This is a genomic window from Pseudomonas sp. p106 (assembly GCF_003936645.1).
Classification (GTDB): domain Bacteria; phylum Pseudomonadota; class Gammaproteobacteria; order Pseudomonadales; family Pseudomonadaceae; genus Aquipseudomonas; species Aquipseudomonas putida_E.
In genome coordinates this window covers 164,619-178,385 of the sequence record NZ_RHQR01000002.1, presented here as the reverse complement: position 1 = coordinate 178,385, position 13,767 = coordinate 164,619, and the positions used below count along the sequence as shown (strand labels likewise).

12 protein-coding genes and 1 pseudogene are annotated in these 13,767 nt (G+C 62.2%); 4 read left to right on the top strand and 9 right to left on the bottom strand.

Translation table 11 applies throughout. The features are described from left to right. Nucleotides 1-62: 62 nt before the first annotated feature. Nucleotides 63-725 (bottom strand): LexA family transcriptional regulator, encoded by a 663-nt coding sequence (locus EGJ09_RS03440; protein WP_115275336.1) that lies wholly within the window; start codon nt 723-725, stop codon nt 63-65. 130 nt (nt 726-855) lie between these two features. Between EGJ09_RS03440 and EGJ09_RS03435 the strand changes: the two genes are divergently transcribed. After that, nucleotides 856-1,167, top strand: coding sequence for a DUF6124 family protein (locus EGJ09_RS03435; RefSeq protein ID WP_046787295.1), 312 nt, complete (start codon nt 856-858; stop codon nt 1,165-1,167). A gap of 437 nt (nt 1,168-1,604) precedes the next feature. Beyond that, a complete protein-coding gene (locus EGJ09_RS03430; protein WP_125923226.1) occupies nt 1,605-2,120 on the top strand; it encodes a DUF4880 domain-containing protein in 516 nt (171 codons plus the stop codon). Between the two features lie 43 nt (nt 2,121-2,163). Here the strand turns inward: EGJ09_RS03430 and EGJ09_RS03425 are convergent. Further along, nucleotides 2,164-3,340: pseudogene (locus EGJ09_RS03425) on the bottom strand (MFS transporter). Nucleotides 3,341-3,668: 328 nt separating this feature from the next. Between EGJ09_RS03425 and EGJ09_RS03420 the strand changes: the two are divergent. Next, nucleotides 3,669-4,817 (top strand): M14-type cytosolic carboxypeptidase, encoded by a 1,149-nt coding sequence (locus EGJ09_RS03420; protein ID WP_119688621.1) that lies wholly within the window; start codon nt 3,669-3,671, stop codon nt 4,815-4,817. Nucleotides 4,818-4,875: 58 nt separating this feature from the next. On the opposite strand, the gene EGJ09_RS03415 is transcribed toward EGJ09_RS03420, so the two are convergent. The 7 genes from EGJ09_RS03415 to EGJ09_RS03385 all read right to left on the bottom strand — a co-directional run bounded on the left by EGJ09_RS03415 (nt 4,876) and on the right by EGJ09_RS03385 (nt 11,175). Further along, nucleotides 4,876-5,853 (bottom strand): spore coat U domain-containing protein, encoded by a 978-nt coding sequence (locus tag EGJ09_RS03415; protein WP_125923225.1) that lies wholly within the window; start codon nt 5,851-5,853, stop codon nt 4,876-4,878. Continuing rightward, nucleotides 5,844-8,168, bottom strand: coding sequence for a fimbria/pilus outer membrane usher protein (locus EGJ09_RS03410; protein ID WP_239539371.1), 2,325 nt, complete (start codon nt 8,166-8,168; stop codon nt 5,844-5,846). The genes EGJ09_RS03415 and EGJ09_RS03410 overlap by 10 nt, the downstream gene beginning before the upstream one ends. 81 nt (nt 8,169-8,249) lie before the next feature. Further along, entirely contained in the window at nt 8,250-9,026 is a 777-nt protein-coding gene (locus EGJ09_RS03405) for a molecular chaperone (RefSeq protein WP_115275340.1), read from the bottom strand. Nucleotides 9,027-9,069: 43 nt separating this feature from the next. Then, nucleotides 9,070-9,573 (bottom strand): spore coat U domain-containing protein, encoded by a 504-nt coding sequence (locus tag EGJ09_RS03400; RefSeq protein WP_115275341.1) that lies wholly within the window; start codon nt 9,571-9,573, stop codon nt 9,070-9,072. Nucleotides 9,574-9,582: 9 nt separating this feature from the next. Beyond that, entirely contained in the window at nt 9,583-10,116 is a 534-nt protein-coding gene (locus EGJ09_RS03395; protein WP_115275342.1) for a spore coat protein U domain-containing protein, read from the bottom strand. Nucleotides 10,117-10,135: 19 nt separating this feature from the next. Next, complete coding sequence (locus EGJ09_RS03390) at nt 10,136-10,672, bottom strand: spore coat U domain-containing protein (protein ID WP_039602589.1); 537 nt, start codon at nt 10,670-10,672, stop codon at nt 10,136-10,138. Between the two features lie 29 nt (nt 10,673-10,701). After that, a complete protein-coding gene (locus EGJ09_RS03385; RefSeq protein WP_371928064.1) occupies nt 10,702-11,175 on the bottom strand; it encodes a spore coat U domain-containing protein in 474 nt (157 codons plus the stop codon). A gap of 318 nt (nt 11,176-11,493) precedes the next feature. Between EGJ09_RS03385 and EGJ09_RS03380 the strand changes: the two genes are divergently transcribed. Next, nucleotides 11,494-13,764, top strand: coding sequence for an ATP-binding protein (locus tag EGJ09_RS03380; protein WP_046787298.1), 2,271 nt, complete (start codon nt 11,494-11,496; stop codon nt 13,762-13,764). Nucleotides 13,765-13,767: the final 3 nt, after the last annotated feature.

Genomic DNA, 13,767 nt, shown 5'->3' with positions numbered 1-13,767 from the left:
CCAGCGCAATCCCGGTGGGAGCCGGCTTGCCGGCGATTGGGCTGCACAGCAGCCCCGGCAATCTAGAAGGTGCCGTGCACCCGCACAACCACCCCCAGAAACTCACACCCTGGCTCACACAAAACCGTCGGATAACGGGTATTCAGGGGCTTGAGCATCCGCTCCCCACCCTCTTCGATCAATTGCCGCAAGACCGCCAAGCGCCCCGGCTGCCTGGCAATCACCAACTTGCCCGGCTGCGCCTCGAGCCCCGTATCGATCAGGATACGCATACCTTCCGGCACGCTCTTGCCACTGGCGGCGTTCATCGAGTCGTTTTCCACTGCCAGCCAAAATGCATTACCCGCCGGCATATAGTCAGTCTGTTCGTGCAGGTCGCTCTTTTCAGGTAAAGGCCCCTGCAGATCAGCCCAGCTCAGCACAGGGAAACGGAAGCTTGCATAACGCAGCGCCTCAACCGACAAAGGCCGTGCGGGGCCGTAGGTGCCCCTGGATTCACGCGTGAGGTCATTGACCTCACGTTCAACCACCATGACCTGGGCCTCCAGGTACACCAACCCGAGCTTTTCCAGTTTCTCGTTGATGGTGATCAGCGTTGGCCGCCGCGTCCCACGCAGCCAATGGCCCACGCCGCCCTGAGTCATGCCCAGACGTTCGGCCAGCTTGAGCTGGCTGAGATTATGTTCGCGCTTGTAGCGCTTGAGAAATGCGTTCCAGTTTTCCATGAGCGGCAACAATACGGACTGTATTAGCCGCTTCAATACACACTCTGAATTATTTGTGACAGGATTAATAGTACAGATTGACCTATGCTCTGATTTCATTGTGTTTGAAGGGAAATCAGAAGGTATCGCGATGAAACCACCGAAAAACGACGAAACAGAACTCGACAGCGAAGCAGCCCGCCGCGCCCTCGACTACTACCTCAACCCCAACCCGCCGCGCCCCAGCATCGACAACAAGATCTGGACACTCCACGAAGGCGTCACCGCAGACCAGGCCCAGGAGCACGCCATCGCGCTGCTGCGCTGCGCGGCCGCCACCGCCCATGAAACCGCCACCCATCAGGAAGGCAGCCACCGCGAGCTGACCTTTGCACTGATGCACATGATGGACATGGCCAGGGCGCTGCTGGAGCACAAGCGGACCGTGCAGAGCGGTCTTTAGACTGGAACTGGAATAGGGAGAGACGTGGTGGCCAGGTAACGGCAAGGGGCCCCGATTGCCGGGACAAGGGAGTGCTCCAGCAAAAGTTTTTACCGGATAGGTGAAAAATCATTTGACTGGCAAATGATAACGATTATTATTGCACTCAGCTGATCGCGAGATCTGCTGGATAACCTGGAGCTTAGGTCGCTCTCAGATTATCTCCTCATCAGGCTAATCACGGTTTTTGACCCGGCTTTTTGCCGGGTCTTTTTTTTTGGCTCTTCAGGCTAATGAAGATCTTTGATGGCCGCGATGATAGCAAAAGTGTGTCAGGGCGTGAACGCTCATTACAAAACTTTGCGGAATCAGCACTTGAGAATCAATCTCGTTTCTACTAAGCTGGTTTCGCATCACGGAAGATGCCCCCACCCCTACTCTTGAGCAAGGAGCTGACCATGAGCCGCCTGCTGCTGCCTTTTGAGCACCCAACGCCCGCTACCGGCCACGACGCCGAGGATGCCCTGCTGCACGGGCTCAAGCGCTTGCCACGCCGCGTTCAGCAAGTGTTCCTGCTCAATCGCCTGGACCAGCTGGACTTCGCCGGCATCGCCAGGCGCCTCGACTTGCCCTTGCTGAGCATCGAACGGCACATGAACCAGGCCCTGCAAACGGCCCGCCCGCACGGTGATGCTGTGGCCAGCGCTGCCAGCCAATGGTATGTACGGCTGCAGAGCCCTGAGGCCACCGCCTGCGAGCGCATTGATTTTCGACGCTGGCTGGACGCCGATGCAGCGCACCTGCAAGCCTTCCATGACACCGAACTGCGCTGGCGCAGCCTGCTCGCCCCAGCGAGGGAGCTGGGGCACGATGGCTGGTATCGGCAAGGGCGAGCGGCGATTTCGTTGGGTGGGTGTTCGATTGTAGTAGGGCTGGGCGTGGCGGTGCTGGTGCTGTTTGGCTACTGGGCGTAAGCCGTCAGGGTCGGCAGGATGCAAAGCCAGTACCCCTGCCAAATCAAGTCTGATGTCCGAATAGCCCGGACACGCAAGCAAGGAGCAACCAGCCTGATAGGCAAGAGGCTATAAAACTCACTGCCAGATGCATTGCCAGACTCACCTCTCCTGATGAAGCCACCAGCAGGCTAACGCCCCCACCGCACGCAAAGAGCAATGTGTTGCTGACCGATGCAGCAGCCCCTGCGCGATCGGGATGCCGACTGAGTGCGTACGTGGTTGCAGCCGGGCGGACGATCGTCGTGCCGATTGTGCATAAGGTTAATGGCAATACAAGATCGATGAGCACCAGTGCACCGCTTGAAATGGCAAGGTGCAGGGCAATGCCAGCGGTGCCTATCAGTGCAAATCCACAACCAATCTGCGCCTGTGTACTCATACTTCGATTCAGCGAATTGGCAACTACACCGCCGACCATGTAGGCCAACCCATACAAGAGGAACACCATGGAGAAGGCGAACTCCGTCAACCCTAGCGGCCCCATCAGCAACAAGGGGGATACGACAACAAATGAAAAGTGACAGGCAAAATGCCAAACAGGAGAAGATCGAATACACAAGAAACTTTCTGTCCTTCAGAATCTGGCAATAGCCAGGCAAAAAACCTCCCCGATAGCGAGAGGCTCTATCTTCACCCAATAACATCAAACAAAGTAACAGCACCAATACTGCAAGCATGACAAATGCCTGAAAACTCCCCTGCCACCCCCAATATTGCTGAAGCACGCTGCCTGCTAACGGCGACAACGCGATAAAGACGCCGCTTGCACTGGTCAGCAGAATTCGCATCGCATTGCGCTGCTGGCCACTGTAACTATCCTGCACCAGCGCTTGGCTTAGTACGAAACAGCCACAGCCCATGGCCTGCAACAGGCGAAACACCATGAAGGTCTCATAGTGAGTGGTGCGCATGCAGCCGATTGCCCCTGCGATGCCTACCAAGAGCCCAGCGATCAGCAAGCGTTTTCTTCCCACACAATCGGAAAGCGGGCCGATCACCGCTTGGGATAGAGCCACACCCAGCGCAAATAAACTCACTGAATAGGCAATGCGCTTTGTATCGACTGCAAAATACTCAGCCATCTGCGGAACAGAAGGCAAAATGACGTCGAGTGGGAATACACCCAGCAGACTGATAAGAATGAGCAAAATCGACAGGGAAGAAGTTTTTGCAGGCACGCCACCCACTCCGGTTACTGACGACAGGGCGCTGACCAACACGCCTAACCGTTCCACTATTTTTTCAATGCATATACGAACCCACACAGGCAATACACACAAGCGGGATTACTGAATGAAATACCCTAAAAACGTGTAGGATTCTTGAACCCAACATCGTACTAGTCCGTCCTGACCCGCCCATTCCAGTTCGATCTATCAACTGCTTAATCAGCCTGCAATTAACTTCCCAACAATAGGAAATCATTGAGGGTGCTGTTTTTTGTACACAGCCTCCCCCACGAGGGGTGTACAGTACCCCCACAACAAAGCCCAAGGAGCCACGCCAATGACCGTGACGCTGTCCCCTCTGCAGATCGACTGCGCTTTCGATTCCGGCAACATCCAGGTCCTGGATGCCAGCAACCCTGCCCAGGTCCACCTGGCCATTCGCCCGGACACCCACAGCGGCCACTTCCAGTGGTTCCACTTCAAGGTCAGCGGCCTCACGCCCGGTCAGGCCCATCGCTTCAGCCTGGACAACGCCAGCGAGTCTTCCTACAAGAACGCCTGGGCCGGCTACAACGCCGTGGCTTCCTACGACCAGCAAACCTGGTTCCGTGTGCCCAGCCAGTTCGATGGCAAGGCACTGGCCTTCGAAGTGAAAGCCGAGCAGGAGCAGATCTGGTTCGCCTACTTCGAGCCCTACCCGCGTGCGCGCCACAACCAGTTGATCGAGCGTGCCCAGCAGATTCCCGGTGTCGAACTGCTGGCCCATGGCCGCAGCGTACAGGGCCGCGACATTCCGCTGTTGCGCGCAGGCGACGGAGCCGCAGGCAAACGCAAGCTATGGCTGATCGCCCAGCAGCACCCGGGCGAGCACATGGCCGAGTGGTTCATGGAGGGGGTGATCGACCGTCTTCAAGCCAATGACGCCGTCGTCCAGCAATTGCTGGCCAAGGCTGACCTGTACCTGATCGCAAACATGAACCCGGATGGCGCCTTCCTCGGCCACCTGCGCACCAACTTCAAAGGCCAGGACCTCAACCGGGCCTGGCAGGATGCCAGCGTCGAGGCTAGCCCGGAGGTGTTCTTTGCCCAGGCGCAGATGAAGCAGTACGGGGTGGATGCGTTCATCGATGTGCATGGGGATGAAGAAATCCCGCACGTGTTCACCGCAGCGTGTGAGGGTAACCCGGGGTACACGCCACGCCTGGCCAAGCTTGAGGAGCAGTTCCGCAGCACCTTGTGCAGCGTTACGCCTGACTTCCAGACCAAGTATGGCTATACCCGCGATGAGCCTGGGCAGGCCAATACGACACTGGCGTGCAATGCGGTGGGCATGGCGTACGACTGCCTGTCGCTGACCCTTGAGATGCCGTTCAAGGACCATGACGATGCGCCCAACCCGGTGACCGGCTGGTCGGGAGAGCGGTCCAAGGCATTGGCAGGGGCGGTGCTGGAGACCTTGCTGAAGATGGCTGACGATTTGCGCTGATCAGTGCCGGCCTTTTCGCGGGGCAAGCCCGCGAAGAGGCCGGCGCAGACATACCCGGTCAAAACTGCACATCGAGTATCACATTGTCGGTATAGGTCGCCGCCGGCGGTGTCGCCTGGTCGGTATAGACCTTGGCGTTGTAGTTGAACACCTGGCTACCGGTGCCAGTCCCCACCCCAGGGTTGACGTTGGCATCGCTGCTGGAACGCCGCGCGCCACCCACTGCTCCCCAACGTACCGCGCCCGCGCTCTTGAAGATGTCGTAGGCCAGGTAGTCGTTGGCAGCAGACTTCATCCTCCGACGCCCGCCAGATGCGTTCTGCCCGTCATCCAGCCCGACCGTGTAGCTACTGCCCTTGGTGCAGGAAAGGTTCACGCTCTGGTTCACCGTGCCGAACCCCGCCACTACCGGTGCGCTGCCAAAGCTGATGGTCGGCGTTGTGATCTGGCAATCATTACTTACCGTCAGGGTCACCGTGAGGGTCTGGTTACCCGAACCCGTGTCGCGCCCCAGGCACAGATTGCCCAGGCCAATGCCCGAGCAATAGTTCCAGACCCAGGCAAGGTTCAGCGTCTCGGTATAGACGCCGGCGGCCACGTTGGCGCCAACCGTAGTCTTCAGATACAGCGGCACAGACTTAGGGGAATTGCCATTGAGCAGGCCCAGGGCGTCGATCAGGCCATTGCGTGCGAAGTCGAACTGCGCGCTGCGGGTGATGGGGTAGCTGGTCGTATTATTGGCATAGATCGTATACGGGATGACATCCCCGGTCGGCCCCACCAGCCCGCTGGTAGCTGATGTAATGGTGAGGTAGAAGTGGTCACTGCTCACTAGCAGGGACAACAACGACCCGGTGCACTGCAAACCCGCATTGATGGTGGAAGCACTCTGGATGGCAGTGCGCACCAGCGTTGAGTTGACGGTGCCGAACGCCGCTGGCGCGGTCGCGACGGACGAGCATAACGCCCAGACCGAACCCACAGGTAGCCATAGCATTGCGATCACCAGGCCGAGCAATCCCCTCCTCATCGGCATACCAACGGGCCGATCAACGGGATGGAGCCTTCTGCCTGCGGCAAGTCGAACTCGACCTGGCACTGCCCACCTCCCTCCAGCCCAACCTGCAGGTGGTTGTGCGCTGAGAGGTTCTCCAGATACACCAGTCCGTCCCAGCCCACCACCGCCTGGCTGCCACTTTCACGATGGCTGACCGTACTGCCCAGCTTGAGCGGCTGCTGGTTGCCATCGACCAGCTCGACGCTCGCCGCCAGCACGCGCTTGAGCGGGAATTCCAGCAAGTAGCCGCTGCCACGGCGTACCGCGACCCGCTGCTCCACCTGCGCCGCGAGCACATCGGGTGGCAGGTCCATGGGGTCGATCTCGTACTTGCCGCGGTAGTAGCCGCTGCTGTACGGCACCAGCAGGTGGCCGTTGCGGTCGGTGCGGCCGATCTCCTGGTTTTCGTAACGCACGGGCACATCGGCATAGCCGCCGGTGCTGACCACCACAAAGGCATCGTCGATACGGTTGGCGGCGAACACCCCGGCGTCCATCCACACCAGCGAGCCGCTGGCATCGGCCCAGCGGGTCATTTCGCCGCTGCTGCCGTACACGCCGGCCTGCAATTGCACCGACTGCAAGCGCCAGGTGGCGTCGGCCTGGCGGTAGGCATCGCGATCACCCCCAGTGGCGTAGCCAAGGTTGTAGCCAACACCACCGCCCACCGGCACCGCGCGGCTGTAGTTGACCCGCTGCAAATCCTCGCCTTCCTTGCTGCGCTCCATGCTCACGGCCAGGGTGCCGCTGAAGTCGATCGGGATCACCCATTGCGCCTGCACCGCCCATTGGCTGTCGCCGACCTCACGGTTGGCCGAGAGGTAGACACTGCTATTGCCCCACAGCGGTTTGCTCCAGCTCAGGTTGATCAGCCGGGTGCGCGAGCCGTCACCGGCGCGCACATCGAAGTAGCCCGCGCCGAGGCTGCCGAAGCGGTCGAGGTTCAGGCTCAGGGTGACCTGCTCGCTGCGCTGGCTCAATTGCATGTCCAGGCTGTCGACCCGGCTCAGGTCGGCGTAATCACCATGACGCTGCAAGCGCTGATAGCTGAAACCCAGGCGCTGGCTGTTGTACTGATAGCCGAGGGCGACCTGGTGGCCCTTTTCGCCATCGTACTGGCTCTGCGCCGTCGCAGCGTTCAGTACACCGAACGTGCCCAGGCGCACATTCGCGCCCACACCGCCAAGCAGCAACGACTCTGCGGTTTCGACATGGCTTTCGAGGGTAAAGAAATCGCTGACGCCATGGCGCAGGCTGGCCGAGGCGACGCCGGGCCCGTAGCTGAAGTCGCGCACTGCATAGTCTCGGCGCAGGCTGCCGGCGGCCATCGAGAAATCCGACAGACCTTTTTGCAGCAGGCTGCTGGTGACGTAGAACGGCAACGTGGTGGAAACCTGGCGCCCAAGTGCGTCGGTGGTAACCACCACGGCCTCGCCGGCACCGTTGATGAACGGCACGTTGGTCAGGGTGTAGGGGCCTGGCTGCAACTCGGCGGTGCTGGACTTGTAGCCGTTGATGAACAGGTCCAGTGAGGTCGGCACCGCCGCCTCTCCCGCGAAAGCAGGCAACGGATAAGTGACCAGGTCAGGGCGGGCGGCAAAGTCACGCGACAACTGCAGGCCGCCTACCCGCACCGAACTGGTCCAGGGCAACGCACCGGTGACGAAGTCGCCCGCTTCGTAAGTCAGCAGGCGCTGCTCGTCGGTGAAGCGCCAGGTGGTGTCGTAGCGCAGGAAACCCTGGCGGCTGTCGTCGGCCGCGGCGCCGTTGAACGACTGCCGCCACTGGCCGGTGCTGGCAAAGGTGCCCCAGCTGTCGAACAGGCGCAGCTCATTCCACGCAGCCAGGTAAGTGCCACCCTCGTCGGTGTCGTTGAGGTACAGGTCGTAGTTGAACAACGCGCCGAAACTGCTGCGCGCATCGCTGGCCGGGTACAGGTTACGGTCGCCGACTTGCTGGTCCGGGAGCCAGGCCGGTGGCACTTGCAGCAGCAGGCGCTGGTTCTGGCTGTCGTAGTCGCTGTGCAGGCCCGCGACGGTATCCAGGGCCACCTCGCCTTGCGGATTGCCCGGCAGGGCGATGCCGGCAGCGCGCAGCACCTGGCTGTCGAGGAACAGCCCGCCGGCGCGCTGCTGCACCGGCACCAGCTCAGCCCTGGGCACCTGGTTCACCAGCAGGTCCAGATACAGTGTGGCGTCGGCAATGGCGGCGGCCTCGGTGGGCGGCGGCGGCAGCTCGTCGGCCACCACCAGGCCGGGGCCGATTACCGCGAGCCCCAGGCACCAGCGGCGCATCGCCTGCGACAGCCATTTCACACACGCATTCCGACCATCGCCGGGTCCTCCCTGGCCCCTGACATTCATTCAATAGTGGTTTCATTGCCCTTGGCGGATCGCTTCGGCCACCTCCTGACCGTTCACCCTGCCCTTGAGTACGCCACTGCTGTTCGGTGCAACCGGTGCCGGCCAGCGCATGCTGGCCCCGGGCAATACATACCCAAGCAGCCCCTCGGCCAGTGGCCTTGCCTGGCCGCCCTGCTGCACCACCACATCGGTCAGCCGGGCATGCACCGGGCCGGTGTTGCGCAGTTCTACATAGGGTTTGCCCTGCACCGTCACCGGCCGCCAGCTCAGTTGCGGCTTGCCTACGCCGCTGGCGCTGCGCTTGCCCTCCGGGTCCGGCTTGCCCCACAAGCCTTCGCCATAGACGAACAACGGTACCGAGTAGCGCATCTGCAGGCGGATGGCTGCGGTAGCGCCCTGACTGGCGTTGTCCGAGGGCAGTGGCGAGGGAATTTCGTCGATGATGATGCGGTAAGCCTGCTCCTGGCCGGCCGGTGAGCTGCCAGTGCGGGTCAGGCGGATCAGTTGTTTCTGGCCGGGGGCGATGGTGGCTACCGGCGGGCTGCCGATGATCTCCCGCTGGGCCTGGAACTGCTCCTGCATGTCGCCCTGACGCCAGGCGAAAACCCGCACCTGTAGGCTCGCCGGAGCGCTGCCACGGTTCTCCAGCCACAGCGCGCCGGCCTTCTGGTCAGCCTCCAGCACCGGGTCTATCGGCCAGATCAGCACCGAGGTGGCAGCCCCCGCCGGCAAGCTCGCCAGCAGCAATGACCCGATCAAACCCCGCGCCCACTTCGCGCTTGCCCGCATACCGCTCTCCTTGATTTATTTTATTGTCAGGGGCCCCGGTATTTCACCAGGTCACCGTCACTTGCACGACGTCGGTGTAAGTCCCGGCCGGCACAAGGCCGGTGAGCTGCGTGCGGCCATACACCGACAGCTTGATCGTCGTCGGGTCGCTGTTGTTCAGCGTCACGCTCTGGCCCACTGCGATGCTCTGGCTGTAGGCCGCGTCCTGGTACAGTTGGTAGGCCAGCAGCTGCGTGCCGCCGCTGCGTTTGAGGAAGCGCGTGCCGGTCACCACGTTCTGGCCACCGTCCAGGCTCATGCTCAGGCTCACGCCGGGCGTGCACTGGAAGGTCACTGTGGCGCCCCCCAATGAGGTACTGAGGACCCCGGTCGACAAGGCCGACTGCGTCCCGTAGTCGAGCACGCCATACTGGGTGACGCCGCCCACCACCAGGCAGCCTGCGGTGATCGTCGCCGTGACCTGGAAGGTGCTGCTGGTTGCGGCATCCAGTGGCGTCGCCAGCAGCGCACCCAGGCCTGCAAGGCAGCCACCCAGCCAATAGCGCATGGCCGCGGCTCAGAACGACAGCTCGACGGCCACCGTATCGGTGTATACCCCTGCCGGCAGCCCCGCCTTGCCGCGTGCCTGACCGTAGAGGTTGACGGTCTGAGCAACCCCGGTGCTGGTCGGCAGCGTGATGGTGCCGTCGATGTCCAACAGTTGGGTGCGCCCGGTGTCGGTATAGAAGTCGTAAGGCACGAAGTTGCCGTTGCCGTCTGCCAGCGCCCGGGTGCCGCCATCCGATGCACCGTCGTTGGCCCCCGCTCGCACGCGAATGGCTGGCACCGTACCTGCGGAGCAGAGGATGCTCATCGCACCGCCGCCGCCACCGAGCACCTCACCGTTGGCGGTGGTGAACAGCGCCTCTTGGGTGCCGAAGCTGAGGGTACCGAAGTTCAACCCCGAGGTGCCTGTGGTGCCATTGACCTGGCACGCCGACGTCAATGTCAGGGTGGAGCTGATGGTCCCGGTCACCGTAGCGGCCTGGGCGTGGCATGCCATCGCCAGGCCAAGGCCAGCGAGCATCCAGTGGGTGAGGTTCGTTCGCATCGGGGTCTCCTTGCGTGAATTACCAGTCCAGAGTCACTCTAAGCGTGTCGCGGTACAGCCCGGCCGGCAGCGCACGCGGTTGCGCTACCACTACGCCGAAGATGGGAATCGGAATCTGTTCGGTGCTGCTGATGGTGAAGGCACGCGCCTGGCCGATGCCATAACGGCTATTGCCGCCTGGGTCGAGCGCCAATTGATAAGGGATCATTTCACGGCCATTGCTGAGCCGCCGTACGCCATCGCTGCCATTGAGGCCGCCGTTGATGCGCACATTGAAGGCCCTGACCTGGGGCGTGCAGCTGATTTGCAGGCTGCCCTCGCCGCCTGCCTCGTCAACCCGGCTGCGCAGCGGCTGGTCCCAGTTCGGACCACGCTCGCCGAAGTCCATCAGCCCCGGGTTGCCGAGCGTGGCCGGGGGCTGGTCGCCACTGCTGATCTGGCACGCTGCGCTGATCACCAAACGAGCCTGGATAAAGCCGGTGGTTGTGCCATGTGCCCCACCACTGGGCAACAGCAGCGGGCCCAGGCTGAGCAACAGAATGGATGTACGGTTCATGGCGTGACGTCCTTGTGCATGGTGGCTCGCTACCAGGTGACCGTGACTTTGAGCAAGTCGGCATACGTACCGGCGTGCGGCACCCAGGCCAACTTGTCGATCCGGGCGTACAGTGGCAGTTCGACCGTACCGCTGTCCGGCACACGTGCGGCGTGGGGCTGGCCCACGACCACAGGCTCGCGCCAGGCCGCGTCGCGGTACAGGCGATAGGGAATCGGCCGGGCCCTGGCGTCGCTACTGGCCAAGAAGCGCAGTTCGCCGGCACCACCGTGCAGGCCACCGTCGACACGTACCTGGTAGGGCGTGTCGGGGTTGCATTCCAGTCGCGGTGGGCGCTGGTTTAGCAGCACCCCGCTCAAGGGCGCACCAGGCCCATCCAGACGTGCGGCAGCGCCCAGGTCGATCCGACCGAGGTCCTGCGCCCCCGCCTCGCGCTGCTGGCTGACCAGCATGCAGCCCCGCTGCACCTGCACCCGCACCTCCACGAGGAAGTCCGCTGCCATGGCACTGCCACTCAACAACAGGCCCCACAGTACGGCCACAAAGCGTCCCTTCACTGACACGTCCCTAGTTTTTCCGTCCTGAGTCTGAGCGTAGCAGCCGGTGGCCTGCCTGTGCCCACTCCACGCCATTCTTTGGTAGTAACAACAAAGGGTTAGACCGTTAGCCGGTCACAGCAAAGAAATTTTCGGCTGGCATCGAACCCAAGCGCCTCCAGTGCCTCCAATGGCCATAGGCCGGCAAAGCAGTGCGCATTCTGTTACGGTGCGCAGCAGCCACCGAGCCCGCATCAGACGCATGCGCGCCATGCATGGACGAACATGACAGGAGCGTATCCATTGACGACCACCGACATCGCACTCGCCGAAGCCGTGGAACGCTGCGCCCAGGAGCCGATCCAGGTACCCGGCAGCATCCAGCCACATGGTTTTCTGCTGGTGCTGGATGAACAGGACCTGCGTATCCTCCAGGCCAGCGACAATGTCGAACGCTGGCTCGGTGTGCCCGCCCTTGAGCTGGTGGGATGCACCTTCGCCGACGTGGTCAGCGACAGTTTCGATCTGCGTTCCCATCTTGAGCGCCTGCCCGGCGACGATGTATTCCCCTTCCACATCGGCGATGTGCTCCTGCGCAATGGGGCACCCTGCAACGACCGGCTGCGCCTGCTGACCCATCGCCATGATCAGGTACTGATCGCTGAGTTCGAGCCCGTTCGTCAGCCTGTCGGCCCGGTCGACCAAGGCGATTATTACCCCCTGGTGCGGGGTTTCGTCAGTAGCCTGAACAACGCCGCAACCCTGGAAGCGTTGCTGCAGCAGACTGTATTGCAGATAAAGCGAATCACCGGTTTTGGCCGGGTCAAGGCCTACAGCTTCGATAAAGAGGGCAATGGCCAGGTGCTCGCTGAAGTGGCTGATGCCGGCTATCCACGCTACTTGGGTTTGTGCTTCCCAGCGTCGGACATTCCCCGCCAGGCCCGCGAGCTCTATCGGGTCAACCGCATTCGTGTGATCGAAGATGCCGACTACCAGGCCTCACCGCTGGTGCCGGCGGCCAACCCGCGCACCGGCAAACCGCTGGACATGAGCTTCGCCGCGTTGCGCAGCGTATCGCCGGTGCACCTGCAGTACATGCGCAACATGGGCACCCTGGCGTCGATGTCACTGTCGATCGTGGTCGATGGGCAACTGTGGGGGCTGGTGTCGTGCCACCACGAGCAACCTCGACCGGTCGACCTGCGCACCCGCACAGCCTGCGAGCTGCTGGCCAGTGTGCTGTCGCTGCAGATCGAGTCGCGTGAGGCCCACGCCAATACCCGGAAGCTGCTCGACCTGCGCCAGCACATCGTACGCATGATCTCCTCGATGGCCGACCATGACAGTGTCAGCGAGGGCCTGCGCGCGCAGCCCGAGGTGCTGCTGGCCTTCGCCGGGGCAAGCGGCGCAGCGGTCATTTCCGCCGAGCGCTGCGACCTGATTGGCCAGACGCCGCCGGCAGCGCAGGTCACTGCGCTGGTGCACTGGCTGGCCCAGCGCCATGATGAGACGGTGTTCCACAGTGACAACGTGCGCCGCGACATCGACGAACTGCCCGAGCTGGCCGAGCATGCCGGTGGCGTGCTGGCAGTGGCCATTTCCCAGATCCACTCGCACTACCTGCTGTGGTTCCGCCCCGAGCAGGTGCGCACGGTCAACTGGGCCGGACGGCCCGACAAACAGATAGGCCCGCAGGGCGCGCTGAACCCGCGGCACAGCTTCGAACACTGGCAGGAACAGCTGGGCGGCTACTGCGAGCCATGGGACCCGCTGACGATCGAAGGCGTGGTCGAACTGCGCACCGCCGTGCTCGGCATTGTCCTGCGCAAGGCCGAAGAGCTGGCGCAACTGGCCAACGAGCTGCGCCGTTCGAACAAGGAGCTCGAAGCCTTCAGCTACAGCGTGTCCCACGACCTGCGCGCACCGTTGCGGCATATCGCCGGTTACACCGAACTGCTAGGCGAGATCGAAGGCCAGGGCCTGAGTGAACGCGGCCGGCGCTTTCTCAAGCACATCGAGGAAGCTGCGCAGTTCGCCGGCAGCCTGGTGGATAACCTGCTCAACTTCTCGCAGATGGGCCGCTCGGCCCTACGCCTGTCGGATGTTGACCTCAATGCGCTTGTAGAAGCCATCCGCCAGGAACTGGCGCCCGATTATGAAGGGCGCGAGATCGTCTGGGACGTCGCACCGCTGCCCAAGGTGATCGGTGACCCGGCGTTCATCAACCTGGCGCTGCATAATCTGATCGCCAACGCTATCAAGTACACCCGTGGCCGCGAACCTGCGCGCATCGAAATCGGCGCACACCAGCACGCGGAGGAAATCGAAGTCTATATTCGCGATAATGGCGTGGGCTTCGACATGGCCTATGCCAACAAACTCTTCGGGGTGTTCCAGCGGCTGCACCGCATGGAGGATTTCGAGGGCACCGGAATAGGTCTGGCCAGCGTGCGGCGGATCATCGAGCGCCATGATGGCCGAGTCTGGGCCCAAGGCCAGGTCGACCAGGGCGCCAGCTTCCATTTCACTCTTCCACGTCATCCAGAAACAAACTGAGGC